At 73.2% G+C, this 14491-nt stretch carries 15 protein-coding genes and 1 pseudogene; 10 read left to right on the top strand and 6 right to left on the bottom strand.

Annotated features, from left to right (window positions below; genetic code table 11):
• The first annotated feature begins 49 nt into the window (after positions 1–49).
• The 3 genes from ABZ312_RS16705 (at position 50) to ABZ312_RS16695 (ending at position 2716) form a co-directional block, all read left to right on the top strand.
• Positions 50–532, top strand: coding sequence for a DUF456 domain-containing protein (locus ABZ312_RS16705; RefSeq protein WP_500360591.1), 483 nt, complete (start codon positions 50–52; stop codon positions 530–532).
• Between the two features lie 185 nt (positions 533–717).
• Positions 718–1539: a polysaccharide deacetylase family protein gene (locus ABZ312_RS16700; protein WP_500321703.1), complete on the top strand. Its 822-nt coding sequence runs from the start codon at positions 718–720 to the stop codon at positions 1537–1539.
• 127 nt (positions 1540–1666) lie between these two features.
• On the top strand, positions 1667–2716 hold the full coding sequence (locus ABZ312_RS16695; RefSeq protein ID WP_499514682.1) for a LacI family DNA-binding transcriptional regulator: 1050 nt from the start codon (positions 1667–1669) through the stop codon (positions 2714–2716).
• 11 nt (positions 2717–2727) lie between these two features.
• Here ABZ312_RS16695 and ABZ312_RS16690 read toward each other — a convergent pair whose 3' ends face one another.
• The 3 genes from ABZ312_RS16690 to ABZ312_RS16680 form a co-directional block, all read right to left on the bottom strand.
• Positions 2728–3117 carry a hypothetical protein gene (locus ABZ312_RS16690; RefSeq protein WP_500321992.1) on the bottom strand — a complete coding sequence of 130 codons (390 nt, stop codon included), beginning with the start codon at positions 3115–3117 and terminating at the stop codon, positions 2728–2730.
• Between the two features lie 85 nt (positions 3118–3202).
• Positions 3203–3637 carry a roadblock/LC7 domain-containing protein gene (locus ABZ312_RS16685; RefSeq protein ID WP_500321704.1) on the bottom strand — a complete coding sequence of 145 codons (435 nt, stop codon included), beginning with the start codon at positions 3635–3637 and terminating at the stop codon, positions 3203–3205.
• A 60-nt stretch (positions 3638–3697) separates the two neighbouring features.
• Positions 3698–4657, bottom strand: a complete 960-nt coding sequence (locus ABZ312_RS16680) for a MarR family transcriptional regulator (RefSeq protein ID WP_500437988.1) — start codon at positions 4655–4657, stop codon at positions 3698–3700.
• A 546-nt stretch (positions 4658–5203) separates the two neighbouring features.
• Between ABZ312_RS16680 and ABZ312_RS16675 the strand changes: the two genes are divergently transcribed.
• The 5 genes from ABZ312_RS16675 to ABZ312_RS16655 all read left to right on the top strand — a co-directional run bounded on the left by ABZ312_RS16675 (position 5204) and on the right by ABZ312_RS16655 (position 10687).
• On the top strand, positions 5204–6508 hold the full coding sequence (locus ABZ312_RS16675; protein WP_500437986.1) for an ABC transporter substrate-binding protein: 1305 nt from the start codon (positions 5204–5206) through the stop codon (positions 6506–6508).
• Positions 6509–6604: 96 nt separating this feature from the next.
• Positions 6605–7561, top strand: a complete 957-nt coding sequence (locus ABZ312_RS16670; protein WP_500437984.1) for a carbohydrate ABC transporter permease — start codon at positions 6605–6607, stop codon at positions 7559–7561.
• Positions 7558–8463: a carbohydrate ABC transporter permease gene (locus ABZ312_RS16665; protein WP_500321709.1), complete on the top strand. Its 906-nt coding sequence runs from the start codon at positions 7558–7560 to the stop codon at positions 8461–8463. Before ABZ312_RS16670 ends, ABZ312_RS16665 begins: the two co-directional genes overlap by 4 nt.
• Positions 8464–9004: 541 nt before the next feature.
• Positions 9005–10414 (top strand): GH1 family beta-glucosidase, encoded by a 1410-nt coding sequence (locus ABZ312_RS16660; RefSeq protein WP_500437982.1) that lies wholly within the window; start codon positions 9005–9007, stop codon positions 10412–10414.
• A gap of 141 nt (positions 10415–10555) precedes the next feature.
• Positions 10556–10687, top strand: a complete 132-nt coding sequence (locus tag ABZ312_RS16655) for a hypothetical protein (protein WP_500321711.1) — start codon at positions 10556–10558, stop codon at positions 10685–10687.
• 42 nt (positions 10688–10729) lie between these two features.
• Here ABZ312_RS16655 and rsgA read toward each other — a convergent pair whose 3' ends face one another.
• Both rsgA and ABZ312_RS16645 read right to left on the bottom strand, forming a co-directional pair.
• Positions 10730–11851, bottom strand: coding sequence for a ribosome small subunit-dependent GTPase A (rsgA, locus tag ABZ312_RS16650; RefSeq protein WP_500437980.1), 1122 nt, complete (start codon positions 11849–11851; stop codon positions 10730–10732).
• A gap of 231 nt (positions 11852–12082) precedes the next feature.
• Positions 12083–13147: a hypothetical protein gene (locus ABZ312_RS16645; RefSeq protein ID WP_500437978.1), complete on the bottom strand. Its 1065-nt coding sequence runs from the start codon at positions 13145–13147 to the stop codon at positions 12083–12085.
• Positions 13148–13444: 297 nt separating this feature from the next.
• Here ABZ312_RS16645 and ABZ312_RS16640 point away from each other — a divergent pair, with 297 nt between their 5' ends.
• Both ABZ312_RS16640 and ABZ312_RS16635 read left to right on the top strand, forming a co-directional pair.
• Positions 13445–13762 (top strand): LPXTG cell wall anchor domain-containing protein, encoded by a 318-nt coding sequence (locus tag ABZ312_RS16640; protein ID WP_500321716.1) that lies wholly within the window; start codon positions 13445–13447, stop codon positions 13760–13762.
• Positions 13759–14391 (top strand): class F sortase, encoded by a 633-nt coding sequence (locus ABZ312_RS16635; protein WP_500321718.1) that lies wholly within the window; start codon positions 13759–13761, stop codon positions 14389–14391. Before ABZ312_RS16640 ends, ABZ312_RS16635 begins: the two co-directional genes overlap by 4 nt.
• A 6-nt stretch (positions 14392–14397) precedes the next feature.
• Here ABZ312_RS16635 and ABZ312_RS16630 read toward each other — a convergent pair.
• Positions 14398–14491 (bottom strand): annotated as a pseudogene (locus tag ABZ312_RS16630) (dephospho-CoA kinase); the annotation flags it as partial.

Here is a 14491-nt window from a genome sequence, read left to right as displayed (position 1 = left end):
GCCGGAAAACCAGGGGGCGCCGGGGCCCGGCTTCGGGCACGCTGGGCCCATGGGGACCGGACAGCTGTGCCTGATCGGTGCCGTCATGCTGTCCGGACTGTGGGGCGTGCTCGTACCGGGCGCGCCGGGCCCGCTGATGTGCTGGGCCGCGGTCCTGTGGTGGGCGACCCATCTGCACACCACGGTGTCGTGGGGCGTCCTGGCGGCGGCCACCGGTGTGCTGCTGCTCAACCAGGCCGTCCAACTGCTGCTGCCCGCCCGGTCGGTGCGGGACGCGGGGGTCCCCCGGCGGGCCTTCCTCGTCGCCGGGCTGTGCGCCGTCGCGGGCTTCTTCCTGCTGCCGGTGGTGGGGGCGCCGGCCGGTTTCACGCTGTCCCTCTACGGCGGCGAGCGGATGCGGCTCGGCAGCCACGGCGCGGCCTGGTCCTCCACCCGTACGGCCATGCGGGCCGCGGGAACGGCGCTGCTGGTCGAGCTCTTCTCGTGCCTGCTGGTCGCCGGGGCGTGGCTGGGGGCCGTCGTCACCTCGTAGGCCCCACGGTGCCCGCCGGAGCCCGGCCGCGCGCAAGCGGCGGGTGCGCGGCGGCCGTTCGGGCCGCTCCGTCGCCGTCCTCCGGCGGAATTGTCAGGGCTCCGTAACAGCCGGATCCCCCGGTGCCCCTCCCCCGTCCTCCCGTGTGCAGGTACGGGACACCGGACACGAGGAGCGGGGCGGACATGGGGTGGAGCGGGATGCGCGGGACGAACGGCCGGGTGCTGGCGGCGGCACTGGGCGTGGCGGGGGTGGCCGCGCTGGCGTCGGTGTGGACCGCCCAGGCCGGCACCCCCGACGGGCCGCAGGCGGCGGTCCGTCCGGCGAAGCCCTCCGCCTCCGCCAAGCCCCGGCCCATACCCGGGCAGACCTCCGTGCCGGACGCCGAACTACCCGCCCCCGTGGTGAACATGGACATCGCCCACGCCTCCGACAAGGGCCCCCGGGGCGTCAACATCACCATCGACGACGGGCCCGACCCGCAGTGGACCCCGCAGATCCTCCAGGTGCTGCAGGACAACGGCGTGAAGGCGACCTTCTGCATGGTGGGCCCGCAGGCCCGGGCCCACCCCGACCTGGTGAAGGCGGTGGTGGCCGCCGGGCACCGGCTGTGCGACCACTCCGTCACGCACGACACGACGATGAACGGCAAGCCGCGCGTGTACCAGGCGAAGGAGATCCTGGACGCCGAGCACATGATCACCCAGGCCTCGGGGGGCGTCAGGCCGCTGTACTACCGGGCTCCGGGCGGTGCCTTCACCCCGTACAGCCGCCAGCTGGCGGCCTCCCGCGGCATGCGCCCGCTGGGCTGGAACGTCGACTCCGAGGACTTCAAGCAGCCGGGCACCGCCGCGCTGGTGTCCACCGTCAAGAACGAGATCTCCAACGGGCCGACGCTGCTGTTCCACGACGCGGGCGGGGACCGCGGCCAGACCGTCGAGGCGCTGCGGGAGATCCTGCCCTGGCTGAAGCAGCAGGGCCGCACCTTCGGCTTCCCGATGCGCTGAGCGCCGGGCTGGCGGCCGGGAACAGACGAGAGAGCGCTCTCAGAAACGGCCCGCGAGCTGCGGGGAGAGCGCTCTCTCCATGCTTCCCGGAGGGACTACGCTGTTCCCGTCCCGAGAGGAGCACCCCTTGTCCGACCAGATCTCCGGAGCACGCCCGACGCTCGAAGCCGTCGCCGAACGGGCCGGGGTCTCCCGGGCCACCGTCTCCCGGGTCGTGAACGGCGGGACGGGAGTGCGCGAGGCACTGGTGGACAAGGTCCGCAAGGCCGTCGAGGAGCTGGGCTACGTACCCAACCAGGCCGCCCGCTCGCTGGTCACCCGGCGCACCGGGGCGGTCGCCGTCATCGTCGCGGAGCCGGAGAGCCGGGTCTTCGCGGACCCCTTCTTCGCACAGCAGTTGCTCGGCATCAGCCGTGAGCTGGCGGTGCACGACTCGCAGCTCGTCCTGCTGCTGGTGGAGGGCACCGCCGACTACGACCGGGTGGGCCGCTACCTGGCCGGCGGGCACGTGGACGGCGCGCTGGTCTTCTCGCTGCACGCCGAGGACCCGCTGCCCGGCATCATCCGCCGGATCGCGCTGCCCACCGTCTTCGGCGGGCGTCCCGGCTGGCCGGGGGCGGAGGGGGACCGCAGCGTGCTCTACGTGGACTCGGACAACCGCGGCGGCGCCCGCGAGGCGGTGCGCCACCTGGTCTCGCTGGGGCGGGAACGCATCGCGACCGTCACCGGGCCGCTGGACCAGACCGCGTCGGTGGACCGGCTCGACGGCTACCACGACATCCTGATGGACGCCGATCCACGGCTGATCGTCGAGGGCGACTTCTCCGAGGCGGGCGGGGCGCGTGCCATGGCCGTGCTGCTGGACCGGGCGCCGGACGTCGACGCCGTCTTCGTCGCCTCCGACCTGATGGCCTGCGGTGCTCTGCGGGTGCTGCGCGAGCGGGGCCGGCGGGTGCCGGAGGACGTCGCGGTGGTCGGCTTCGACGACATGGTCTCGGTGGCGGAGCTGGCCGACCCCCCGCTGACGACGGTCCGTCAGGAGATCGAGGAGATGGGCCGGTTGATGGTCAGGCTGCTCGTGCGGGGCCTGGAGCGGCGGTCGGAGGAGGACAGCGGCGGCCGTCCGCTGTCCTCGCTCGTCACCCCGACCCGGCTGGTGCGGCGCGCCAGCGCCTGACCGGCCGGGGCTCAGAGCGTGCTGTGCTCCTTGACCACACGGCGGGCCTGGGCGAAGAGCATTCCCACGTTGACCGAGCGGCGGCAGACGACGACGGCGACGACGTCCTCGTTCATGTTGTTGCGTATGAACAGGTGGGTCAGGTTGTCGCTGTTGACGAGGATCTCCTGGAAGTAGTGCGCGTCACTGGTGACCCCGCGGCGCTCCTTGAAGACGTCCTCGATCATCACCACCGTGCGCCCCTGGAAGAGGTCGAGGGTCGCCGCGGCGAGCAGGTCCAGGACCTCCGGCGGATGGCTGTCGACGGTGTCGACGGAGAGCAGCATGCCGGTCGACATGTCGACCACACCGGCGGCGAGGCAGTCGGGGACCTCCTGGCGCAGGTTCTTCACCAGGCCCATGACCTGGTCGGACAGGTTGCCGTGCGGGCGTTTTCCGGTGGTGCTCACAGCACTCCTTCTGCGGTCTTCACTGAGGCTTGGATCGTCATCCGAGGACTCCCTCGGGGTCGTGCGCGGACTCCGGCGCGGGCACGGCGCCCGGTCCGGGCCCGGGTGCCAGCAGGATCGCGCCGATGCGTTCGACGGCGGACCTGGCCTCCACGTGGAGCTGGGGGACGTTCATGCCCTCGTCGCCCACGACGACCAGGAGCGCGGTCTCGCCGACCGCGTAGACGGCGGTGTAGCCGCCGCTGCTGCAGGTCACGGTCCTGCGGAGCGGGCCGCGCAGCGCCGCCACGGCGATCCGCCGGGCGAGCCCGAGGCTGGCGGCGGCCAGCGCGGCGAGCCCGTCGGGGTCGATGGCGTCCTCGGTGTCGGCGGCGATCAGCAGGCCGTCGACGGCCGCCACGGCCGTGTCGGTGACGCCGACCACCTGGTCCCGCAAAGCGCGCATCTCGGCGACCAGGGCGTCATGATTCATGCACGTGCACCTCCTTGAATTCCCTTCGGTCGGTGTTCCGTTGGTCCCCGCGGATTTCGGTCACGGGGAATCGGTCCGGCTCCGTCCTCGCGGCCGGAGAAATCCTTTCCAGCCCGATTGCGGGCGGCTCGCGTCGAGAGCCTCGCGAATACCGCTGGCGCCCGGTTCTCGGCGGGGCAGCCCCTCGGCGCCGGGGGCCGTGACGGGGACGTCCCCCGGTTCCCACTCCGGTACGGGCGGGTACGAGCCCGGGTACGGGTCCGCAGCGCCCTCCGGGAGGGCGAGGGGAGGACTCGGCGCGGCAGGGCCCGCCGGCTCCGCCGGTGTCGTGGGATACGGGTCGGAGAGCCGCGGCGCCGGGGCGGGCGGCGGCAACGGGTGGGCCGGCGGGGCCGGGACGGTCTCGACGAGGCCCTCGGCGCACATCCGGGCGACCTCCACGGTGATCGTGTAGACCCCGCGGCCGATGAGGAACGCGATGTCCCGGGGGCTGCGCCGTCCGTTGGCGCAGCCGAGGATCTCGCGGCGCACCGGCGCCAGGGGCTCGTCCGCCCACGCGGGCGGACCCACGGCGGCGACCCGGTCGCGGTCGGGCGAGACCCATCGCGGCAGGGAGGCCAGCGCGGTGAGCCGGCGACCCGCCTCCACCAGCAGTTCCTCCGGTTCCACCCCGTTGCCCAGGCCGGGCGGCGGCACGGTGCGCAGCGCTCCCGGCGGGGCGGGGTCGAAGGCGCAGTTGTCCAGGCGTCCGGCCAGCACGGCGAAGACGGCGTCCTGGACGGCCATCATGTGCAGCACCTGGAACTCGGCCGTGCCCAGCCGCCCGCCGGCGGCGATCGGCGCGCCCGGCCACAGCCCCGTACCTGCGGCGTCGTGGGCGGCGTTCCACTCGTCGGCGTCGATGCGCCCGGAGCGCACCAGCAAGGTGCCCACCCCCGGCGCTCCGGGACTCTCCACGGCCACGACCGCGCCGTCGAGCAGATGGAAGGCCCCGCCGGGGCTGCCCTGCACACGCAGCACCCCGGTCGCCCTTTCGTCGCGGCACCTGGACAACGCGCGGCCGAGCAGACCGTGAGCGGCATTCCGGGCGGGCACGGAACCCGATGGTGCCGAGGTCATCGCTCCCCTTGCTGCGGTTATTCGGGCATACGGGCGGGCGGGCTCGCGGACATAGGGATGGGAGGCGCGGAAATGCCGTACTCATGCACGAACAATCACGCCGGCGGGTAATTTCTAGCAGCCCTCCGACACGCTCCTCCGGGCATCGCACGACATGGCCGAGGACGAGTATTTGGGCCCTACAGATGTCAATTCCGTGCCGTTCCACGACCGTTTCCGCGCCAACGGGCGGAGGCGCCCGGAGAGGTTCGCGAAGGGTCACGACGCCGGCGATGCCGTCAGGACGTGGAGCCGCGCAGGGCCCGGGGCCACCCCACCGGCCGTTATCCATTCGACTCTTGACGAATCACCGGATGCGGCGGCACTCTCCTGGGCATCGCTTGAGAGCGCTCTCAAGAACCGCGAACAAGGGCCCTCTCACCCGTCCCGAAGCCATGGGAGGCTTCCATGCCCATCGCCCGAGCCGCCAGACGCGCCACCCTCCGACTCGGGGCGGTCGCGCTCGCCGGGGCGCTCCTCGCCGCCTGCGGATCCGGCTCGACCGGCACGTCCGCGGACAAGGACGGCAAGGTCACGATCACCGTCGACCTGTTCGGCACCTTCGGCTACAAGGAAGCCGGCCTGTACGACGAGTACGAGAAGCTCCACCCCGGTGTCACCGTCAAGGAGAGCAGCACCGAGAACGAGGCCGACTACTGGAAGGCCCTGCAGACCCGGCTCGCGGGCGGCGGCGGCCTCGCCGACGTCCAGGGCATCGAGGTGGGCCGCATCGCGTCGGTCACCCAGCAACAGGCCGACAAGTTCGAGGACCTGGGCGCCCTGGGTGCCAAGGACCTCAAGGACGACTTCTCCGCAGCCAAGTGGGCCGCCGCCACCACCTCCGACGGCCGCACCCTGGGGCTCGGCACCGACGTCGGCCCCGAGGCGATCTGCTACCGCACCGACCTGTTCCGGCAGGCCGGCCTGCCCACCGACCGGACGCAGCTGGCGCAGAAGTGGTCCACGTGGGACGGCTACCTGGAGCTCGGCAAGCAGTACAAGGCCAAGGCCGGGGCCAAGAGCGCCTGGGTCGACAGCGTCGGCAGCCTCTACTCCGTCATCGTCGGGCAGGAGAAGGAACGTTACTACGACGCCTCCGGCAAGCTGATCTACGACGACAACGCCGCCATCGCCTCGGCCTGGGACCTGTCGGTGAAGGCCGCCCAGGACGGGCTGAGCGCCAAACTCGCCCAGTGGACCCCCGCCTGGAACCAGGCCTTCAGCAGCGGCTCCTTCGCCACCATCGGCTGCCCCGCCTGGATGCTGGGCTACATCAAGGGCCAGGCCGGGGACGCCGGCAAGGGCAAGTGGGACGTCGCCCCGCTCCCGGGCGGCGCTTCGGGCAACTGGGGCGGGTCCTACCTGGCCATCCCCAAGGGCTCCGCGCACGCCAAGGACGCCTTCGCGCTGGTCAAGTGGCTGACGGCCGCGGAACAACAGGCCAAGCTCTTCAAGAAGCAGGGCAGCTTCCCCTCCAACGTCGGGGCGATCGAGTCCGTCAAGGACGTCACCGACCCGTACTTCAGCGACGCGCCCATCGGGCAGATCTTCGGCGCCGCCGCCGAGGCCTCCCCGGTGCAGGTGCTCGGCGTGCACGACGGCGACGTCAACCAGCAGATCACCAACGCGCTCGGCGAGGTCGAACGCAAGGGCACGGACTCCGCGACGGCGTGGAGCCACGCCAGGAAGGGCGTCGAGAACGCCGTCGGCTGACGGCCCCCGCCGGCGCCGGGCGCGGCGGACCCCTCCCCGGTCCTCCGCGCCCGGCCGCCCCGCCCCGGTACGCCCCCGACCCGAAGGTCCCGCCCCATGACCCTGACCGCCACCGCGCCGGTGCCCCCCGCCCGGCCCCCGGCAGCCCAGGCGCCCCCGCGGCGACTGCTCGCCCGGCTGTCGCCGTACGCCTACATCGCGCCGTTCTTCGCGCTCTTCGCCGCGTTCGGGCTGTTCCCGCTGCTCTACACCGCGTACGTCTCCCTCTACCGCGTCGAGCTCCAGACCCCCGGCGCGATGGAATGGCGGGGCCTGGACAACTACACCGCGCTCCTGTACGACGACTTCTTCTGGACCGCGCTGCGCAACACCTTCACCATCGGGGTCGTCTCCACCGTGCCGCAACTGCTCATGGCGCTCGGCCTCGCCCACCTGCTCAACTACAAGCTGCGGGGCCGGACCTTCTTCCGGGTCACGATGCTCCTGCCGTACGCCACGTCCGTTGCCGCCGCGACCCTGGTCTTCGCCCAGCTCTTCGGCCGCGACTTCGGCCTGGTCAACTGGCTGCTCGGGCTTGCCGGCATCGGGCCCGTCGACTGGCAGTCCGGGACCGTCGCCTCGCAGATCGCGGTGTCCACGATCGTCACCTGGCGGTGGACCGGCTACAACGCGCTCATCTACCTCGCCGGGATGCAGTCCATCCCCGGGGACCTGTACGAGGCCGCCGAACTCGACGGCGCCTCGCGGTGGCGGCAGTTCCTCCACGTCACCCTGCCCGGCCTGCGGCCCACGATCCTCTTCACGATCGTGGTCTCCACGATCGGCGCCACCCAGCTCTTCGGCGAGCCGCTGCTGTTCGAGGGGAGCATCTCGGGCGGCATCTCCCACCAGTACCAGACCCTCGGCCTCTACATGTACGAGCAGGGCTGGGGCTACTTCCACCTGGGCCGCGCCGCCGCCATCGCCTGGGTGATGTTCGTCCTCATCGTCCTGCTCGTGCTGCTCAACACCGCGCTGGCACGGCACCGTTCACGGAAGGGGACCCGTCGATGAGCGCGCTCCTCACACGGCCGCGACCCGGCCGCGACGCCGGGACCGCACGCCCCCTGCCCCGCCTGCGCTCCGCCCGGGCGGGCCGGCAGCACCACGGCGGCCGTCTCGCCTACGCCCTTCTGATCGTCGCGGCGGCGATCTCCGCCTTCCCCTTCTACTGGACGATCGTCGCCGCGACCCGGTCCAACGCGGAGCTGGCCGCCAGCCCGCCGTCGCTGCTGCCCGGCGGCAACCTCGTGCACAACTTCCGGCAGGTGCTGGAACAGGCCGACATCGGCAAGGCCCTGCTCAACTCACTGATCGTCTCCGGGTCGGTGACCGTCGGAACCGTCCTGTGCTCCACGCTCGCCGGGTTCGCCTTCGCGAAACTGCGCTTCCGGGGCCGCAACGCGCTGCTCACCCTGACGGTCGGCACGATGATGATCCCGCCCCAGCTGGGCGTCATCCCGCTCTTCATGCTCATCGCGGAGCTGCACTGGGTGAACCAGCTCCAGTCCGTCATCCTCCCCGGACTCGTCTCGGCCTTCGGGGTCTTCTTCATGCGGCAGTACCTCGCGCAGTCGCTGCCGGACGAGCTGATCGAGGCCGGCCGCGTCGACGGCGCCTCGACGGCGCGGATCTTCTGGAGCATCGTCGTGCCCATCGCCCGGCCGGGGATGGCGGTGCTGGGGATGCTCACGTTCATGGCGTCCTGGAACGACTTCTTCTGGCCGATCATCGCGCTCACGTCGCAGGAGCCCACGGTGCAGGTCGCCTTGCGGCAGCTGGGCGGGGGGTACGTGCACGACCAGTCGGTGATCATGGCGGGCACGCTGCTGGGGACGGTGCCGGTGCTGGTGGTTTTCGGGGTGCTGGGGCGGCAGATCGTGGGCGGGATCATGCAGGGGGCGGTGAAGGGTTGACGGGTCCTCGTCCGCGGCGCCGTCGTGGTTGCGGTTGGGGTTTCTCCCCCACCCGCCCGCCCGATTGCCCGGCGCGGTCAGTGCGGGCCTGCGCTCTGTTCATCCGGGGTCGGTGGCGCGTCGGCGCACTCCCCCAGCCTTCGGCCGGGGGACCCCCACAGCGCTCGCGGTTTACCTCCACATCGTTCGGCACCGGGTCCGCCGCTCGTCGCTTCCGGGCGCACCCCGGCACACCCCCTTCCGTCGTATGGGCGCATGACGGCCGCTGAGGGGTGAGTGAGGCACCTTCGGCAACCCCGGACCGCCTTCTGAACCCCCACCGGCTGTTAGTCACCCCAACCGGCCGGAGGGGGTGTGGCGGGTGCCCCCATGGGGGTCCCCCCGGCCGAAGGCTGGGGGAGTGCGCCGGCGCGGCACCGACCCCGCAACGACCGCGCGAGGTGGTCACTGACCGCGCCGGGCAATCGGGAGGGCGGGCGGACGCCCACCGCGGGCGCAAACGACCCGCACACAGCAACGGACCGCACACAAGGAGCCCCGGATGACCACGACCGCAGCCCGGACGACCAACGCCCCGCACACGACACCGGCCTTCCCCGAAGGGTTCCGGTGGGGCGCCGCCACCGCGGCCTACCAGATCGAGGGCGCCGCCGCCGAGGACGGCCGCACCCCCTCGATCTGGGACACCTTCAGCCGCACGCCCGGCAAGGTGCGCAACGGCGACACCGGGGACATCGCCGCGGACCACTACCACCGCATGCGCGAGGACGTCGCGCTGATGGCGGAGCTGGGCCTCACGGACTACCGCTTCTCCGTGTCGTGGCCGCGCGTGCAGCCGACGGGCCGGGGCCCGGCCGTGCAGAAGGGGCTCGACTTCTACCGCGCCCTGGTCGACGAGCTGCTGGACCACCGCATCCGCCCCGTCCTGACCCTGTACCACTGGGACCTCCCGCAGGAGCTGGAGGACGCCGGCGGCTGGCCCGTGCGCGGCACCGCGGAGCGCTTCGCGGAGTACGCGGGGCTCGTCGCGGACGCGCTCGGTGACCGGGTGCCGTTGTGGACGACGCTGAACGAGCCGTGGTGCTCGGCGTTCCTGGGGTACGCGCAGGGCGTGCACGCCCCGGGCCGGACGGAGCCGGAGGCGGCGCTGCGGGCGGCCCACCACCTGCTGCTGGGGCACGGCCTCGCGGTCGGCGTGCTGCGTGAACGGCTCCCGGTACCGGCCCAGGTGTCGCTGACGCTGAACCTCGCGGCGGTACGTCCGCACACCGGGAGCGCCGCCGACCAGGACGCCGCCCGGCGGGTCGACGCGCTGGCCAACCGGATCTGGCTGGACCCGGTGTTCCGCGGCTCCTACCCGCGGGACCTGCTGCGGGACACGGCCGCGCTGACGGACTGGTCCTTCGTGGCCGACGGTGACCTGGCGGTGATCTCCCGTCCGGTGGACGTGCTGGGCCTCAACTACTACGCCCCGACCGTGGTGGCCGCGGGCGGCCATGCGGGGCCGTCGCCGTGGCCGGGGGCCGAGGGGCACGTGCGGTTCGTCCCGGCGCCGGGGCCGCGGACGGCGATGGACTGGCCGGTGGACGCCGACGGGCTGCACGAACTCCTGCTCCGCCTGCGGGACGAACTGCCGGACACGCCGCTGCTGGTCACCGAGAACGGCGCCGCGTACGACGACTACGCCGACCCCGAGGGCGAGGTCCACGATCCGGAGCGGATCGCGTACCTGCGCGCGCACCTGGCCGCGGTGCACCGGGCGATCGCGGACGGTGCCGACGTCCAGGGCTACTTCCTGTGGTCGCTGCTGGACAACTTCGAATGGGCCTACGGCTACGGCAAGCGGTTCGGCGTGGTGCACGTGGACTTCGCGAGCCAGCGCCGTACGCCGAAGGACAGCGCCCGCTGGTACGCCGGGGTCGTCGCCCGGGGCGGCCTGCCGTCGACATGAGCCGCACATGCGGACAACTCGGGTCGCAGAAACGCGAGTTGGGCCGCACGGCGTGTGAGACGGTACGGCCACGGGAAGGTCACGTTCGGACATCGAAGGTGAAGGTGCGGTAAAACGCGCCCCGAACGGGCTGGAGGAGCCATGGTCTACTCGATCGTCCTCGGCATCGTCATCGTCACACTCGGCCTCGGCAGCATCGTCTACACCTTCTGGCACGAGGGCAGTCCGCTGACCTTGCGCCGCAGCGGCGAACGCCACAACGGCGCCGGATGACCGCCGGCCCGGCTCCCCGCCGGGGAGCCGGGCCGGGTCCGGTCAGTACACCTTGCGGTGGCCGCCGCCGCGCTTGCGCTCGTACATCTCGCGCCCCGCGGCGGAGCGCAGCTTCCACTCGCGGCGCATCTCGGAGCGGAGCCGGGCGTCGGTGCGGGAGGCGATCCACGCGTTCTCACGGAGCAGCTTGCGGTAGCTCTCCAGCCGGCGGTGGGTCAGTACGCCGTCCTCCAGGGCGGCGAGGACCGCGCAGCCGGGCTCGGAGTCGTGCGAGCAGTCGGGGAAGCGGCACTCCCCGGCCAGCGCCTCGATGTCGGAGAACGTCCGGGTGAGACCGGAGTCGGCGTCCCACAGCCCGACGCCGCGCAGCCCCGGGGTGTCGATGACCACCCCGCCGCCGGGCAGCGGCAGCATGTCGCGGGTGGTCGTGGTGTGCCGGCCCTTGCCGTCGCTGTCGCGGTTGGCCTGCACCTCCTGGACCTCGCGGCCCAGCAGGGCGTTGGTGAGCGTGGACTTGCCCGCGCCCGACTGCCCGAGCAGCACGGACGTGGTGCCGGCCAGCGCCATCGCCACCTCCGGCACGCCCTGGCCGGTGGCGGCGCTGACGACCAGGACCTCCACGCCGGGCGCCGCGCCGCGGGCGTCGTCCAGCAGGTGGCCGGGGTCGTCGACGAGGTCGGCCTTGGTGAGGACGACCAGCGGCTGCGCGCCGCTGGTCCACGCCAGGGACACGAAGCGTTCGAGCCGTCCGAGGTCGAGTTCGGCGGCGATCGACACGGCGATGACCGCCAGGTCGACGTTGGCCGCCAGGACCTGTCCCTCGGAGCGCTTGGAGGAGGTCGAACGGACGAAGGTGGTGCGGCGCGGCAGCAGGGCGCGTACCGCGGGACCGGTCGCCGGCGTCTCGTCGACGGCGGCCCAGTCGCCGGTGCAGGCGATCCCCATGGGGTCGCGGGTGAAGACGTCCTCGGTGTCGGCGCGGACGGCCTTCAGGCCGCCGGAGCCGTCGGGGAGGACGACGTCGCACAGCCCGCGGTCGACGCGGACGATGCGGCCGGGTGTGAGTCCCCGCTCCGCGTGGACGGCGAAGTCGGAGTCGAATGAGGAGTCCCAGCCGTAGGCGGTGAGCGCGGTGGACGGCTGCGGGACGGATCCGTTGGTCAACGGAGGAGAGCCCTTCGGGAGGGCGGTCGCGCGCGGCTGTGCCGTCGGGTGCTTCGCGACGGGCAGGGTCAGCCGGCGACCGCTGAGGTGGGGGTGATGATCTTCTGGATGGGGGCAGCGCCCAGCTCGACGGCAGTCATCGTTCCAACACCTCCCGGTTTGCCCGCGGTCCGACGGCGACACCTTAGCCGGTGCTCCGGGAGACCCCGCAACCGGTTTTCCGCGGACGGCTCACGCCGTCTCGGCGTACCGCTCCCCCGCGTACTCCCGCACCACCGGGACGACGGCCTCCGCGCCGCCGGGCAGCCGGTCCAGACGCACCAGGGCGAAGGCCTTGTGGCCGTCGACCAGGTAGGAGGGGTTGCTGTCCGGACGGCTGCCCGGCAGCGGCCACACCACCAGCCAGGGGCGGGTGTCGGTGGTGGTCGGCGGTCGGCCGACCGTGACGGCCGCGATGTCCTTCCAGGAGAAGAACGACTCCTCGCCGGTGACCTCGCGCATGCCGATCCCGGCGGGCCCCACGCGCAGCCGCAGCGGCTTGCGCCAGCGCCGGTACGAGCGGCCCGTGAGGACCCAGCAGCCGATCGCGCCGAGCGGACCGAAGGCGCCGAGGGGCACGGGGCCGGTGAAGCCGCCCTGGACGAGTTCCCAGAACGAGTAGCTGAAGACGACGGCGAGCGCCGCCCAGACCAGGACCCAGGTGCCGGCGCGCCGGGCGTCGACGAACTGCCGCTCCCCGCCGGGCACGCGCGATTCCGGCCCCGACACGGTCACCGGGATCGGCGGGCGCGCGGCCCGTGGCGCGGTCTCGAAGGCGGCGCCGCCGTGCTCGGCGAGCGCGGCCGTCAGTTCCCGGACGCTCTGGTCGAGGTCCTCGCAGTCGACGAGCGTGTAGCGCAGCCGGTCGTCCCAGGTGCGGTCGGGCTTGCGGGGGAACGTGACGCCGGGCGCCGTCCAGAGCGTGAGCCGCGGCTTGGGCGGTGTGGTGGTCTCGCTGTCCTCACCGGTGTTGGGGAGGTGCCACAGGGAGACCGCCTCGATCTGCTCCCAGGCGAGTTCCGCGTCGTGCAGCGTGATGCCGAACGCGTCGACCCGCAGCCGGAACGGCTTCCGCGCCCTTCGCAGGTCCCTCGCCCCGTTCCACGCCCCCACGGCCGCCAGGAACCCCAGGAACAGGGGGCCCGTCGCGCTCCGCGAGGCGACCAGCCACACCAGCGCCAGCGCGACCGTCGTCAGACCTCCGATCAGCCACCGCCGGCCCCGTCTCCTGAGCGTCCGCTCTACCGTGAACTCCACCGTTCCCCGCCCCCTTTGACGTCCCCCACCGGATCTCATGATGCGTTCGCCAGGGCCTGCGGCTGCTGCCGTGAGCTGGGTGTTGCCCAACCGTGACGCCCGGCCGGACGGCGGCTCCGGCCGGTCGCCGCCGCGTCGCCCGCCGTTCACCGAGGGTCCCGCGAGGAGCTCCCGAGGGCGACTTTGCCTGTTCTTTACAACCCGCCTCCGGGCCGCCTCGTCTCTCCGCGCGATCAGTTGCCACCACCCGCCCGTGCCCCACCGGGGGCAGGGCGGGGTGACGAAGGAGAGCGATACATGCGCAGCAGTGTTCTCACCGCCGCGGCCGTCGCGTGCGCCGCGGTGCTGGCGGGGACGGCGCCCGCGTTCGCCGACGGGCCGAGCGCCCGGCCCGCCCCGGCGCGGAGCGCCGCGCCGAGCGAAGCGCCGTCCGCGGTGCCGTCCCCGCGTCAGGTCGACCGGGTGCCGGCGGGTGCGCCCGACACCGGCGTGCAGTCCCCGGCCGGCGCGCACGGGCCGGACGGCACGGTGGTGGCGGCGGCCGGGGGCGGCCTGCTGCTCCTGGCCGGCGGCACGTTCGTGGTGACGCGGCGCAGGCGCACCACCGCCGGATGACCCCGGGGGCGAGGTGGGCCGCGGTCCTGGCGGCCCTGGCCGCGCTGCCCTGGGCGGGCGGGTGCGCGGGCGGCTCCGGTGACGGTCCCGTCGCCGCGCCGCCCGTCGTCTCCGCGCCGCCCGCGGCCGCACCGACGCGCCCGTCCCCGCCGGCCCCGCTCGCCCGCTCGGTCCCGGTACGGCTGAGGATCCCGGCGATCGGGGTCGACACCCCGGTCATGGAACTGGGGCTGGCCCCGGACGGCACGGTGGAGGTCCCGCCGGTGGCGCGTCACTCGCCCGCCGGCTGGTACCGCCACTCCCCCACGCCGGGACAGCTCGGCCCGTCCGTGCTCCTGGCCCACGTCACCGTCGGCCGGTTCGGCGACGGGGTCTTCCGCGACCTGGCACGGCTGCGCCCGGGCGACCGGGTCGTGGCGGGGCTGCGGGACGGCGCGTCGGCGGAGTTCACCGTGGACCGGGTGCGGACGGTGGCCAAGGCGCACTTCCCGGCCCAGGAGGTCTACGGCGACGTGGACCGCCCCGAACTGCGCCTGATCACCTGCGGCGGCCCCCGCACCGCCGACGGGAGCGGATACCGCGACAACGTCGTGGTGTTCGCCTCCCTGACCTCGGGGGACCGCGACTAGCGGCGTCACGACGTCGGCGACCGCCAGCCGCTGTTCCCGGGTGGCCTGGGCCGCCATCCGGGCCCGGGCGTCCTCCTCGGCCATGCCGCGCCGCCGCACC

This window comes from Streptomyces sp. NPDC006207 (genome assembly GCF_040613835.1).
Classification (GTDB): domain Bacteria; phylum Actinomycetota; class Actinomycetes; order Streptomycetales; family Streptomycetaceae; genus Actinacidiphila.
The sequence above is the reverse complement of the archived record's forward strand: the minus strand, read 5'-3'. Positions and strand labels throughout refer to the sequence as shown.